Origin of the sequence: Paraburkholderia tagetis, assembly GCF_022213065.1 — a bacterium.
Taxonomy (GTDB): domain Bacteria; phylum Pseudomonadota; class Gammaproteobacteria; order Burkholderiales; family Burkholderiaceae; genus Paraburkholderia; species Paraburkholderia tagetis.
In genome coordinates this window covers 95,213-108,472 of sequence record NZ_JAKLJA010000010.1, presented here as the reverse complement: position 1 = coordinate 108,472, position 13,260 = coordinate 95,213, and the positions used below count along the sequence as shown (strand labels likewise).

12 protein-coding genes are annotated in these 13,260 nt (G+C 64.4%); 4 read left to right on the top strand and 8 right to left on the bottom strand.

All coding sequences use genetic code 11. The features are described 5' to 3' along the window. The first annotated feature begins 31 nt into the window (after positions 1-31). The 4 genes from earP to L5014_RS14820 all read left to right on the top strand — a co-directional run bounded on the left by earP (position 32) and on the right by L5014_RS14820 (position 4,526). The gene (gene earP / locus L5014_RS14835; protein ID WP_238464492.1) at positions 32-1,414 is read left to right on the top strand and encodes an elongation factor P maturation arginine rhamnosyltransferase EarP; all 1,383 of its coding nucleotides are present in this window, start codon (positions 32-34) and stop codon (positions 1,412-1,414) included. A 141-nt stretch (positions 1,415-1,555) separates the two neighbouring features. Beyond that, complete coding sequence (efp, locus tag L5014_RS14830) at positions 1,556-2,113, top strand: elongation factor P (RefSeq protein WP_238464491.1); 558 nt, start codon at positions 1,556-1,558, stop codon at positions 2,111-2,113. Positions 2,114-2,440: 327 nt separating this feature from the next. Further along, positions 2,441-2,650 carry a CsbD family protein gene (locus L5014_RS14825; RefSeq protein ID WP_238464490.1) on the top strand — a complete coding sequence of 70 codons (210 nt, stop codon included), beginning with the start codon at positions 2,441-2,443 and terminating at the stop codon, positions 2,648-2,650. A gap of 490 nt (positions 2,651-3,140) precedes the next feature. Then, positions 3,141-4,526, top strand: a complete 1,386-nt coding sequence (locus L5014_RS14820) for a sigma-54-dependent transcriptional regulator (protein WP_238464489.1) — start codon at positions 3,141-3,143, stop codon at positions 4,524-4,526. Positions 4,527-4,690: 164 nt separating this feature from the next. On the opposite strand, the gene nagZ is transcribed toward L5014_RS14820, so the two are convergent. The 8 genes from nagZ to lepA all read right to left on the bottom strand — a co-directional run bounded on the left by nagZ (position 4,691) and on the right by lepA (position 13,188). Then, entirely contained in the window at positions 4,691-5,731 is a 1,041-nt protein-coding gene (gene nagZ, locus L5014_RS14815; protein WP_238464488.1) for a beta-N-acetylhexosaminidase, read from the bottom strand. 104 nt (positions 5,732-5,835) lie between these two features. Then, positions 5,836-6,231 carry a holo-ACP synthase gene (acpS, locus tag L5014_RS14810; protein ID WP_238464487.1) on the bottom strand — a complete coding sequence of 132 codons (396 nt, stop codon included), beginning with the start codon at positions 6,229-6,231 and terminating at the stop codon, positions 5,836-5,838. Between the two features lie 76 nt (positions 6,232-6,307). After that, entirely contained in the window at positions 6,308-7,075 is a 768-nt protein-coding gene (pdxJ, locus tag L5014_RS14805; protein WP_238464486.1) for a pyridoxine 5'-phosphate synthase, read from the bottom strand. Continuing rightward, positions 7,072-8,058 (bottom strand): DNA repair protein RecO, encoded by a 987-nt coding sequence (gene recO, locus L5014_RS14800; protein WP_238464485.1) that lies wholly within the window; start codon positions 8,056-8,058, stop codon positions 7,072-7,074. The genes pdxJ and recO overlap by 4 nt, the downstream gene beginning before the upstream one ends. A 46-nt stretch (positions 8,059-8,104) precedes the next feature. After that, positions 8,105-9,010: a GTPase Era gene (gene era / locus L5014_RS14795; protein WP_238464484.1), complete on the bottom strand. Its 906-nt coding sequence runs from the start codon at positions 9,008-9,010 to the stop codon at positions 8,105-8,107. Positions 9,011-9,085: 75 nt separating this feature from the next. Then, positions 9,086-10,315, bottom strand: a complete 1,230-nt coding sequence (gene rnc, locus L5014_RS14790; RefSeq protein ID WP_238464483.1) for a ribonuclease III — start codon at positions 10,313-10,315, stop codon at positions 9,086-9,088. Positions 10,316-10,456: 141 nt separating this feature from the next. After that, a complete protein-coding gene (gene lepB / locus L5014_RS14785) occupies positions 10,457-11,350 on the bottom strand; it encodes a signal peptidase I (protein ID WP_238464482.1) in 894 nt (297 codons plus the stop codon). A gap of 44 nt (positions 11,351-11,394) precedes the next feature. Next, positions 11,395-13,188, bottom strand: coding sequence for a translation elongation factor 4 (lepA, locus tag L5014_RS14780; RefSeq protein WP_238464481.1), 1,794 nt, complete (start codon positions 13,186-13,188; stop codon positions 11,395-11,397). Positions 13,189-13,260 lie beyond the last annotated feature (72 nt).

The window sequence follows — 13,260 nt, the reverse complement described above, 5'->3', positions numbered from 1 at the left end:
TTGCGAACCCGCACCTGCGCTCTTCTCCGCCATGCCACACAGCAAACGTCCCGCAGCAACCCGCGAACACGACGACGCGCGACCCGCAGCGCAACCCACGGCCCAACCCGCAGCCCAACCCACGGCCCAACCCGCAGCCGAATCCGCAACTGAATCCGCAGCCGAATCGCGCATCGCTTGCGACATCTTCTGCGCCGTGATCGACAACTTCGGCGACATCGGCGTGTGCTGGCGCCTCGCGCGTCAGCTTGCACACGAGCACGGCTGGGAGGTACGCGTGTTCGTCGACGATCTGCTCGCCTTTCAGAAGCTTTGCCCCGCACTCAATCTCGAACGCGCGACGCAGACCGTCGAGGACGTCGTAATCGAGCACTGGCACGAGCCCGAGCACGCGGGCGAGACGCTCCGGATCGCCGACGTGGTGGTCGAAGCGTTCGCCTGCGAACTCCCGGGCGTCTACGTGAGCGCAATGGCACAGCGCGAACGCACGCCCGTGTGGCTGAACCTCGAATATCTGAGCGCCGAAGACTGGGTCGCCGACTTCCACCTGCGCCCCTCGCCGCATCCGCGCTACCCGCTGCTCAAGCACTTCTTTTTCCCGGGCCTGGGTCCCGGCACGGGCGGCGTGCTCAAGGAGCGTGATCTGGACGCCGCACGCGCCGCGTTCGAGCACTCGGCCGAGGCGCGCGCGGCATGGTGGCAAAGCGCCACCGGCGGCCCGCCGCCCGGCCCGCAAGCCACGGTGATCTCGCTCTTCGCTTACGAAAATCCCGCCGTCGACGCGCTGCTCGAGCAATGGTGCGACAGCCCGACGCCAATCGTGCTGCTCGTGCCGCAAGGCCGCATCTCCGGCGCGCTCGCGCGCTTTTTCGGCATCGCGTCGTTCGACGCGCATGCCTGTGCCGAGCGCGGATCGCTGCGCGCGCACGGCCTCGCCTTCACGGAGCAACGCGGCTACGACGCGCTGTTATGGGTGAGCGACATCAACTTCGTGCGCGGAGAGGACTCGTTCGTCCGCGCGCAATGGGCGGCGCGGCCGTTCGTCTGGCAGATCTATCCGCAAGGGGACGATGCCCATCTGCCCAAGCTCGATGCGGCGCTCGAGCACTACGCGCGCACGCTCGCCGAGGCACCGCGCAATGCGCTCGCGCGTTTCTGGCACGCGTGGAACGGCAACGGCGTCGAGGCGCCAACCGATGGCCCGAGCAGTGCGCCCGCCAGCCCTGCCGATGCGCCCCTACAAGCATCCCAACCCGCCCCCCAACCGACGCCCCTGCCCACACTCGACTGGCGCGATTTCGCGCAATATTTGCCTGTGTTCAAAGCCCGGGCACAGGCCTGGGCGGGCGAACTGGCACAAGCCGGCGATCTCGGCGGAAATCTAGCCGAATTCGCAAAAACTCAGTTAAAATAAGCGGTTACCCGACGGCACCCGTCTCAAGCGCTTCGATTTTCGTTCCCCTGCCATCAAGGGGACACACCACTCGAACCGCTTGCGACGTTTGCCGTCGCGCACACTCAAAGCAATTTAATCTGGACAGGACTGTTTTTTATTATGAAGACCGCACAGGAACTCCGCGTCGGCAACGTTGTGATGATTGGCAACGACGCCATGGTCGTGCAGAAGGCCGAGTACAACAAATCGGGCCGTAACTCCGCCGTCGTGAAGATGAAATTCAAGAATCTGCTGACCGGCGCGGGCATGGAAACCGTGTACAAGGCTGACGACAAGTTCGACGTCGTCGTGCTGGATCGCAAGGAAGTGACGTACTCGTACTTCGCCGACCCGATGTACGTGTTCATGGACGCCGACTACAACCAGTACGAAGTCGAAGGCGAGATGATGGCCGACGCCCTGAACTACCTCGAAGACGGCATGGCTTGCGAAGTCGTGTTCTACAACGAGAAGGCCATCTCGGTCGAACTGCCGACCGTGCTCGTGCGCGAAATCATCTACACGGAGCCGGCAGTCAAGGGCGACACGTCGTCGGGCAAGGTCCTGAAGAACGCCAAGCTGAACACCGGTTTCGAGCTGCAGGTGCCGCTCTTCTGCAACATCGGCGACAAGATCGAAATCGACACGCGCACGAACGAGTACCGCAGCCGCGCCTGACGCGTTCGTCTGCATGCGCCAGCGGCGCGCGAGTGCGTCCGCAACGATCTGCACGCACGCGCAACGCCCTCTCGATGTATGGCGGATGCAAAAATTAAAGCGCCCCTCGGGGCGCTTTTTCTTTTTTTCCCGAACGTGTATGTTTGTGTCTACATGGGAAATCTTTACCGGTTATTCAGGTACGCAAATCAGGCGCATCTCGCGGCGGTAAGGCATAACACTCATGGCACGGTTTCTGCTGGTTCATTTTTTGAGATGTCCTCGAGATGTATTCCCGCAATGGGGCAACCCGCGGGCATCCCTCTTCTCTGAACCAGGAGAGACACGATGAACAATGACATCGCTGCAGGCAAGTGGAAGCAGTTGCTGGGCAAAGCCAAGGCCACCTGGGGCAAACTCGCGGACGACGAGCTCATGAGGGTTGAAGGGCACGCCGAACGTCTCGTTGGACTGATCCAGGAACGGTATGGCAAGACGCGTGACGAGGCCGAGCGAGAGGTGCATCGCTGGCTCGAGACACACGGGCCACGCCATTGATCGATTGATCGATTGATTCGCGGCGTGGCTTACGATGTGGCTCGCGGCAGGGTCACCTGGCGGCTCAACAAGAAGGCAGCTTGCGTGCAGCATGGGGGTAGTACGGCTTGAGCGTTGCGCGTCGCGGGGCGGCAAACCTGCGCGACGCACAGCGCGGCGCGACGATAACACCAAGGCACAGGAAATCCGTGCGGGCAGAGGCTGCCCGGCGGACCCTGCCCGCACGGGCGCACCGCCTCGCGGTCGGCGCAGCCCGACAAACCGCCGTGCGCCAGCCGCTAATCTGGGAGGACCGGAGCTGAACAACCTGCTTCGAGACATTTCGGTGATCTCGGTGAAATCTTCCGTATCGTGCCGCGCCGCGGCGCGCCGCGACGTCGTGCCCGCTCGTTGCCTTGCTGTCTGCCCTCCTTGCTGCCAGCAGGGCGCCGTGCATGCGAGCGCGCCTGCCGCGCGGCGTACCTGCGCTCATCCGTAAGCCGCCCCCACCATGCCACACGCCCTGATTGTCGAAGACGATCCCAATAGCCTGTCCGGCCTTTCGGCCATCCTGGCCGCCGACGGCTTTTCCGTCGATACGGCCGCCACGCTCGCCGACGCGCGCGCCGCACTCGCGCGCTTTATCCCCGACGTCGTGCTCGTCGACCTGAACCTGCCCGACGGCGGCGGTCTGGATCTGCTGCCCCATCTGCCCGCGCAGCCGCCCGGCGGCGCGTTGCCCGTGATCGTGATGACCGGCAATGCGACCGTCGAAAGCGCCATCGAGGGTCTGCGCCACGGCATCTGGGACTATCTGCTCAAGCCCGTCAACATTCCGCGCCTGCGCAGCCTGCTCGCGCGCATTCCGCGCCCATACGAGCTGACCGAAGAAGTCCGCACGCTGCGCTCGACGCTGCGCGAACTCGGCCGCTTCGGCCCGATGGTGGGCCGCAGCAGCGCGATCCAGCATGTCTATGACGCACTCGAACAGCTCGCGCCCACTGAGTCGGCGATCCTCGTGCACGGAGAGGCCGGCACCGGCAAGGAAGTCACGGCGCGCACGCTGCATCAGTTGAGCCGCCGCCGCAAGGGGCCGTTCGTCGTCTGCGACGTGCGCACGCTCGCAGCCGAAGCCGCCGGCGGGCGGCCGCTCGCAAGCCTCCTGTTCGGCCACGAACGCGGGGCGTTCAATGGCGCGGAGCAGCGCGAGCCTGGCCTCGTCGATCAGGCGAGCGGCGGCACGCTCTTCATCGACGAGCTCACCGAGTTACCGCGCGCCCAACAGGAAGCGCTCCTGCGCGCGCTCGATTCGCAAACCTTCATGCGCGTGGGCGGCAATAGCGAAGTAGGCACCGATTTCCGTCTCATCGCGGCTACGCGCGTGGTGCCGCGCGACGCGGTCCGCCAAGGCATGCTGCACGAAGATCTGTGGACGCGCCTCGATGCCGCCTCGGTCCAGTTGCCGCCGCTGCGCGAGCGCGAAGACGACGCGGCGCTGCTCGCCGCGGCGCGCGTCGACGAACTCAATCTCGAAGCCCATGCGCGCGGCCTCACCGGCACGACGCGGCTTGTCGCGCCCACGTTCCTGCGCGAGTGCCTCGCCTACGACTGGCCCGGCAACGTGCGCGAGTTGCAGGAACGCGTGGAGCGCGCGTGGCACGCGTCCGGCGACATCGTCGAAACCTTGCAGGCAGAGGAAGCCAACGGCGTCTCGCCGCGCGAAGTCAACGGCGGCCGCGTGCAGGTCACGGTGGGCACCCCGCTCGCCGACGTCGAGGAAATGCTGATCCGCGCCACACTCGATGCCGTGGGCGGCACGCGCCACCGCGCGGCATCGCTCCTTGGCATCAGCCCGAAGACGCTCTATAACAAGCTCCAGCGCATGCGGCTGAACTGACGTCTGACACCCTACGTTCGTCACCTGATTTTGGTCACCTGATTTTGGTCACGTTTCTTGCGCATGAAAAAACGGCGGCCCTTCGAATTCGAAGGGCCGCCGTTTCGGCTTTTTGGGTCGTGTGCGCGCGAAACGTAACGTAACGCGCGCTGTGCGACCAACGCTCAGGGCAACACGGTACGCAATAACGCCTGGGCGGAAAGATACGCGGGATCGGCCACGAGCTTCTCCCAGTGCAGCGCCTTGCCGCGCGGACGCAGCCGCCTGATACGCCGCGCCGACGCCTGCGCGGCGCGCGTGGGTTCGGCGGCGCGCAGCGCGTCGAGCACCTTCTCCGCCTCATGTGGCTGGTTGCAGATCAGCACCATGTCGCAGCCCGCTTCGAGCGCCGCGCGGGCGCCCTCGGTCAGCGTGCCGCCCTGCCGCGCAGCCTCCATCGAGAGGTCGTCGCTGAAGATCGCGCCCGTGAAGCGCAGGCGCTCGCGCAAAATCTCCTGCACCCAGATGCGCGAAAAGCCGGCCGGCTTCGAGTCGACCTTCGGATAGATCACGTGACCCGGCATGGCCGCCGCGAGCGAAAGGCCGAGCCAGTCATAAGGCTGCGCATCCTCGCCGAGTATCGATTCGAGCGGGCGCTCGTCCACCGGCACCGCGACGTGCGAATCGGCGGTCGCAAAACCGTGACCCGGGAAATGCTTGCCGCAGTTCGCCATGCCCGCGAGCGCGAGACCGTGGTTCAGGCTCTTGGCGAGCAGCGTGACGACGCGCGGGTCGCGATGGAACGCGCGGTCGCCCACCACCTTCGACTGGCCATAGCCCAGATCGAGCACGGGCGTGAAGCTCAAGTCGATGCCGCATGCGCGCAGCTCGCTCGCGAGGATATAGCCGACCGATGTCGCCAGCTTGGTCGCGAGCAGCACGTCCTTGTCCCACAGCGCGCCGATGCGTCCCATCGCGGGCAGCACCGTGAAGCCATCGGTGCGAAAGCGCTGCACCCGGCCACCCTCATGGTCGACAGCGATCAGCAGGTCGTCGCGCACCGCGCGAATGGCGTCCGTGAGCGCGACGAGCTGCGCGCGATTCTCGTAGTGGCGCGCGAACAGGATCACGCCGCCGGTTGAGGGATGCGCGAGGCGACGGACGTCGTCGTCGTTGAGCGTCGTGCCGACCACGTCGAGCATGACCGGTCCGGGAATTCTTTTCATCGATCGATCTGGCGTTGAATGGGCGTTGATTTTACGTAACAGTTCTTACGTAACAGCGACCGCGCGGCATCTGCCGCGCGATGGGATTGAAATCGGCGTACAGACTAGGCGGTTTCAGCGATCACGAACGAGACCGCATAGTCCTGTTCGTCGGTGATCGACACCTGCGTGGTGATGCCGCGTGCCTCGAGCCATTGCGCGAGCTCGCCGGAGGCCACCAGGTACGGCTTGCCGCCGGGCGCGTTGAGCGTCTGGAGCGCGCGCCAGGTCATCGGCATATGGATGCCGAGGCCGATGGCCTTCGAGAACGCTTCCTTCGCGGAAAAGCGCGTGCACAGATACGCGAGCCCGCGCTTCTCCGAGCGCGCCTTGCGCGCTTCATAAACCACGAGTTCGTCGGGGCCGAGCACGCGCTGCGCAAAGCGTCCGCCGGTGCGCTCCATGACGGCCGCGACGCGGCTCACCTGGATGATGTCGGTACCGATACCGTAGATCGCCATGCGTTCCTCGTCGCCACGAAGGCCGATGTTGGTTGATGTGTGGGGCAATCCAATCAGATGCGGATCACGCGGCAGATCACGCGCGCGTCGCGGCAAGACGCGCCGCAACCATGATCGCCTTCATCTCGCGCACCGCGTTCTCCCAGCCCGCGAAGATCGCATGCGCGACGATCGCGTGGCCGATGTTGAGCTCGTGAATCCCGTCGATGGCCGCGATCTGCTGCACGTTCGTATAGTGCAGCCCGTGGCCCGCGTTCACCTTCAGCCCAAGGCCGACGCCGCAATTCACGCCCAGCACCACGCGCTCGAACTCGTGCTGCTGTTCGGCGGCCTCGTGCGCTTCGGCATAGCGGCCCGTATGCAGTTCGATCACGGGCGCGCCGGTCTCGTGCGCCGCGCGAATCTGCGTCTCGTCCGGGTCGATGAAGAGCGACACGCGGATGCCCGCGTCGGCAAGCTGCCGGCAGGCGGCGGCCACGGCGTCGAACTGCCCCGCCACGTCAAGGCCACCTTCGGTCGTCAGCTCCGCGCGCTTTTCCGGCACGAGGCAGACGTCGTGCGGCTTGATCTCGCACGCGATGTCGAGCATCTCGGCCGTGACCGCGCATTCGAGATTCATGCGCGTCTTGAGCAGCGGACGCAGCTTGCGCACGTCGGCGTCGACGATATGACGTCGATCCTCGCGCAGATGCAGCGTGATCGCATCGGCGCCCGCCTCTTCGGCAAGCAACGCCGCGCGGATCGGATCGGGATAGGCCGTGCCGCGCGCATTGCGCAGCGTGGCGACGTGATCGATATTGATGCCGAGGTCGATCACGGTGGGCGAAGTGAGAAAGAAGCTCATAGATTCTGCAGGTCGATCAGGATCTGGCGCGTCGCGAGCGGCGTGCCGCCAAGGTAAGTGTGCAACAGGAAACGCATCAGCGCCTTGCTCTGCGCGACGGTCTGGGGTCGATGGTAATCGTCCTCTTCCATGTCGAGCAACGTCTGGCCAGAAAGCACGGGCCATTGTGCAGGCCATTCGTCGGAGGCTTCGCGCACGCCGCGCTCGGGATCGAACACATAGCGCCCTTCGGCCACCACGGCCTTGCGGTTCACAGTGCGGTTGAGCGAGAGCGCATAGCCGGTTTCGCGCAGCAGCACACGCTCGAACGAGCGCAAGACCTGCACGGGCGGCTCGTCGTGCGCGAGGCGCGTCATCGTCACGACGTAGTGGCGAAACAGCGGAGGATGCGGATCTTCGCGCGCGCAGAATTTCACGAGCAGCTCGTTCACGTAGAAGCCGCACAAGAGCGCGTCTCCGGCGAGCGGCAACATGCCGCCCACCCATTCGGCTCCGGTGAGCGTGCGCACTTCGCCCTTGCCGGTCCACGAGAGCGTGAGCGGCTGGAACGTCTGCAGCACGCCGCGCAGCGCCGAGTGCGGGCGCTTGGCGCCCTTCGCGACGAGCGCGACGCGGCCGTGATCGCGCGTGAGCACGTCGATGATGAGGCTGGTTTCGCGCCAGGGATAGCTGTGCAGCACGAACGCGGGCTGCTCGGCGACGCGGTAGTCGGGCGTCGCGCTGCGCGGCACGCGCGGTAACGTCGAGCGTGCGCTGGTCTTGCGCGAGGCGGACGACGAGGCGCCACGCTCGAGCGTGGCATCAGCGCCTTCGGTCATGTCGCCGTGCGAGGCGGATGATGGTTTGCGTCTGCCACGCGCAGGCGTGCGCGTAGCGCGTGCGCGGCCGCCAGCGGGCGACTCGAAGCCGGTGTCGTCGGCGTTCATGCCCGCGTCGGGAGCGGGCCAGTCGTCGTTCAGGGTTCCGGCTGCGCCGTCACTCATCGTGGCACCCGCTCCTGGCACACCCGCTCCTGGCACGCATAACGGGTCACTCGTAACCGTAAGCGCGCAGGCCGGCCTCGTTGTCGGCCCAGCCGCTCTTCACCTTCACGAAGGTCTCGAGATAGACCGGACCGTCAAACAGCTTTTCCATGTCGAGGCGCGCCTCGGTGCTGATCTGCTTGAGCTTGCTGCCCTTCTGGCCGATCACCATGGCCTTCTGCGTGTCGCGCTCGACGAGGATCGTCGCGAAGATGCGGCGCAAGCGCCCTTCCTGCTCGAACTTGTCGATGAGCACGGTGCTCGTGTACGGCAGTTCGTCGCCGGTCCAGCGGAACACTTTTTCGCGCAGGATTTCTGCAGCAAGAAAGCGCTCGCTGCGATCGGTCAGGTCGTCTTCGCCGTAGATCGGCTCGCCTTCGGGCAGATACGGCTTGAGCGTTTCGAGCAGGTGCTTGATGTCATCGGAATTCTTGGCCGAGAGCGGAACGATCTCGCGGAATTCGCGCAGCTTCTGCACGCCCTGGATGAACGGATAGAGCGTGGCCTTGTCGCTCACGCGGTCGATCTTGTTGGCGATCAGGATCGTGGGCGCGTTCGGCGGAATCAGGTCGAGCACCCTCTGGTCGTCGGGGCCGAACTTGCCAGCTTCGATCACGAACAGCACCGCATCGACGGAACTGAGCGTCGAGGTGACGGCGCGGTTGAGCGAGCGGTTGAGCGCGGTGCCGTGGCGCGTCTGGAAACCAGGCGTATCGACGAAGATGTACTGCGCGTCATCGACCGTGTTGATACCGGTGATGCGATGACGCGTGGTTTGCGCCTTGCGCGACGTGATGCTGATTTTCTGGCCGACGAGCGCGTTCATCAGCGTGGACTTGCCAACGTTCGGACGGCCGACGATCGCGACCATGCCGCAGCGAAAACCGGCAGGAGTGGAAGTAGGTGCGTTCATGATCGGACCGGAGTAATGGAGCAAAAGCGGGAACAGAGCGCGCGCCCGTTCAAAACGGCGCGCATATGGGTTGAATCAGTGGCCGGCATCGGCGGCGCGCACGGGGACCGCTGCGCCTGATTCGATGCTGGCGCCCGCGGTGGCGCCGGACGATGCGCTGGACAGCGTGCCCGGCGACGGATCGTCGCCTGCGCTGGTCGTGCCTGAGCCGGCCGCACCGTTCTGTGCATCGCGGCCGCGCGCCGAGCGCGGCGCGATCGAACCGGCAGACGGCACGGCATCGAATTTATCGGCGGGCTTTTCGGCGGATTTCTCCGCCACGGAGCGCTCGACCTTTTCGATGGGCTTTTCCGAGGCTTTTTCGCCCCCCTTCTCCACACCGCGCTCTTGAACGTGCGACGCGCGGATCACCGCGAGCGGCGCGGCAGCCGCGGCGGCCGTGCGCTCGTACGACTCCTCGCTTGCCGCAAGGGCACCCGTCACGCTAGCAGCCGGACGCTCGCCGCGCGCACGACGCTCCGGCGCACGCAAATCGAGCGCGCCCTGCACGCCCGTCACGCCGGGCACGACCTCAGGTTCGGCTTTTGGGGCTCGCGCGCCCTTCGACCGGCGCGGCTTGGCAACCAGCGCGGGCGCCGCGGCCATCACTTCGTCGAGCGCCTTCTTCGCGGCAGCCTGCTCGGCCGCGCGGCGGCTCGCCCCCGAACCCGACACCTTGACGTCGAGCTTGGGCACCGTGCATTCGACTTCGAACTGCTGATTGTGCGCCGCACCATGCGTCGCGACGACGGTATAGGTTGGCAATGCGATCTTATGACCCTGCAGGTACTCCTGCAGCAGCGTCTTGGAATCCTTGCCGAGCGTACGCGGGTCGATGTGATCGAGGATCGGGACGTAGAGGCGCTTGATGACGGTCTGCGCTGCGTCGAAGCCGCCGTCCAGGAAAATCGCGCCAAAGATGGCTTCGAGTGCGTCCGCGAGGATCGAGGGACGACGGAAGCCGCCGCTGCGCAGCTCGCCTTCGCCCAGCCGCAAGCCATCGGCAATATTGAGGGCCTGAGCAATCTCGTAAAGCGACTGTTGCTTGACCAGATTCGCCCGCACGCGCGAGAGGTCGCCTTCGTCCAGTTTGCTAAAACGTTGGAACAATAGGGCCGCCACCGCGCAATTCAGAACCGAATCACCGAGGAATTCGAGGCGTTCGTTATGCGTGGCACTGTGACTGCGGTGGGTCAAAGCCTGGCGCAATAATTCCGCATTGCGAAATTCGTAGCGCAAACGGCTTTCCAACGGAGATAGGGGCATGGGGAGAGTATAACGCGCCCGCCGCCCCCGGCGAAAACGCGGGGCGGCGGGCGAAAAACCGTGATGAAGCGACCTTACCGGTGGTTCTTCAAGTAGCGTCCGAAGATGCGCTGCGGGAATCGAGCGCACACCGAACACACATTACTCGAACGAACCGATACGCTTCAGGCTGCTGAAGTTCATCCAGATGAAAAACGCACGGCCAACGACGTTGGCATCGGGCACGAAGCCCCAATAGCGGCTGTCCGCACTGTTGTCGCGGTTATCGCCCATCATGAAGTAATGGCCCGGCGGCACCTTGCAGATCACGCCGCGCGCGTTGTACTGGCAGTTGTCGCGATACGGATAATCTTCGGCGCCCACAATGAACGGCGGCACAGCGGGATTGTTGAGGATATTGTTCTTGCGGCCGTTGAGATCTTCCGTGAACTGCTTCGCGTAGCCAATGCGCTCTTCGTCGAAGTAATCGGTTTGCGGCGTTTCGGGCACCGGCTTGCCATTGATCGTGAGTTGCTTGTCCTGATACGCGATCACGTCGCCCGGCAGGCCGATCACACGCTTGATGTAGTCGACCGACTCGTCTTTCGGATAGCGGAACACCACCACATCACCACGCTCGAGCGGCCGGCCCTGGGTGACCTTCGTGTTCGTGATCGGCAGACGCAGACCGTAGTCGAACTTGTTCACGAGGATAAAGTCGCCCACGAGGAGCGTGGGCACCATCGAGCCCGACGGAATCTTGAACGGCTCCACGACGAACGAGCGCACCAGAAACACGATCAGGATGACCGGGAAGAAGCTCGCCGTGTACTCCAGCCACCACGGCTGGCGCAGCTTTTCGTTGCGCAGGTTCTGACGCGTCACCGGCGCGTTCTCGTCGGCAAAGCGCTCGCCCACCCGCGCCTGCTGCCGGTCGAATTCGGCGACGGCCACATCGGCGGCGAGGCGCCGGCGCGGCATGAAAACCAGCTTGTCTGCAACCCACGCGATACCCGTCAAAACGACGAGCACAAAAAGAATCAGCGCAAAATTCATGGAAAGGTCCGTTGTTCTGCCGTTGTTCTGCTTATCTGCCCAACTTATTTGTCTTCGACCCGGAGAATCGCGAGGAATGCCTCTTGCGGAATTTCGACGGAGCCGACCTGCTTCATCCGCTTCTTGCCTTCCTTCTGCTTTTCGAGAAGCTTCTTCTTACGCGAAATGTCGCCGCCGTAGCACTTGGCCAGCACGTTCTTGCGCAGCGCCTTGATATTCTCGCGCGCGATGATGTGCGCGCCGATGGCCGCCTGAATGGCCACGTCGTACATCTGGCGCGGGATGATCTCGCGCATCTTCGCCGCCACTTCGCGGCCGCGATATTGCGACTGCGAGCGGTGCACGATGATGGACAGCGCATCGACCTTGTCGCCGTTGATCAGCATGTCGACCTTCACGACGTCCGAGGTGCGGTACTCCTTGAACTCGTAGTCCATGGACGCGTAGCCGCGCGACACCGACTTCAGGCGATCGAAGAAGTCGAGCACGATTTCGGCCATCGGAATTTCGTAGGTGAGCTGCACCTGGCGGCCGTGGTACTGCATGTTGATCTGGTTGCCGCGCTTTTGCGTACAGAGCGTGATCACCGAACCCACATAGTCTTGCGGCATGTACAGGTTTACGGTCACGATAGGCTCGCGAATCTCGCCGATCTTTGAGGGCTCCGGCATCTTCGCCGGATTCTCGACCTTGATCAGGGTGCCGTCCGCCTGCACGACTTCGTACACCACGGTGGGCGCCGTGGTGATGAGGTCCATGTCGAACTCGCGCTCGAGACGCTCCTGCACGATCTCCATGTGCAAGAGACCGAGGAAGCCGCAGCGAAAGCCGAAGCCCAGCGCCTGCGAGACTTCCGGCTCGTACTGCAGCGAGGCGTCGTTGAGCTTCAGCTTTTCGAGCGACTCGCGCAGCGCGTCGTACTGGTTCGCCTCGACCGGATAGAGACCCGCGAACACCTGCGGCTTCACTTCCTTGAAGCCCGGCAGCGGTTCCGTGGCCGGCTTGGTCGCATGCGTGACGGTGTCGCCCACCTTGGTCGCGGCGAGTTCCTTGATGCCCGCGATGATGAAGCCCACCTGCCCCGCCGAGAGCTGCTCGAGGTTGCGCGACTTCGGCGAGAACACGCCCACGTGCTCGACCGGATACTGCGCGCCGGTGGCCATGAGCTTGATCTTGTCCTTCGGACGCAGCGTGCCGTTGACGATGCGCACGAGCATCACCACGCCCACGTAGTTGTCGAACCACGAGTCGATGATGAGCGCCTGCAGCGGCGCTTCCGGGTCGCCCTTGGGCGGCGGCACCTTGGCGATGAGCGATTCGAGCACGTCGTCCACGCCCATGCCGGTCTTCGCGCTGCAGCGCGTGGCGTCGGTGGCGTCGATGCCGATCACGTCTTCGATTTCCTCGATGGCGTTTTCGGGGTTCGCGGCGGGCAGGTCGATCTTGTTGAGCACCGGCACGACTTCGACGCCGAGCTCGATCGCGGTGTAGCAGTTGGCGACCGTCTGCGCCTCGACACCCTGGCTCGCGTCCACGACGAGCAGCGCGCCCTCGCACGCAGAGAGCGAGCGGCTCACTTCGTACGAGAAGTCGACGTGTCCCGGCGTGTCGATGAGATTCAGGTTGTAGACCTTGCCGTCACGTGCCTTGTACGAGAGTGCGGCGGTCTGCGCCTTGATCGTGATGCCGCGCTCGCGCTCGAGATCCATCGAGTCGAGCACCTGCGATTCCATTTCGCGATCGGACAAGCCGCCGCACAGTTGGATGATGCGATCGGCGAGCGTCGACTTGCCATGGTCGATGTGCGCAATGATCGAGAAGTTACGAATATGATCCATTCAGGGCCGATCAAGCGAAAAAGGCGCGTCCCAACGAAAGCTGGACACGCCTCGTAAACAGATGAAAAAACG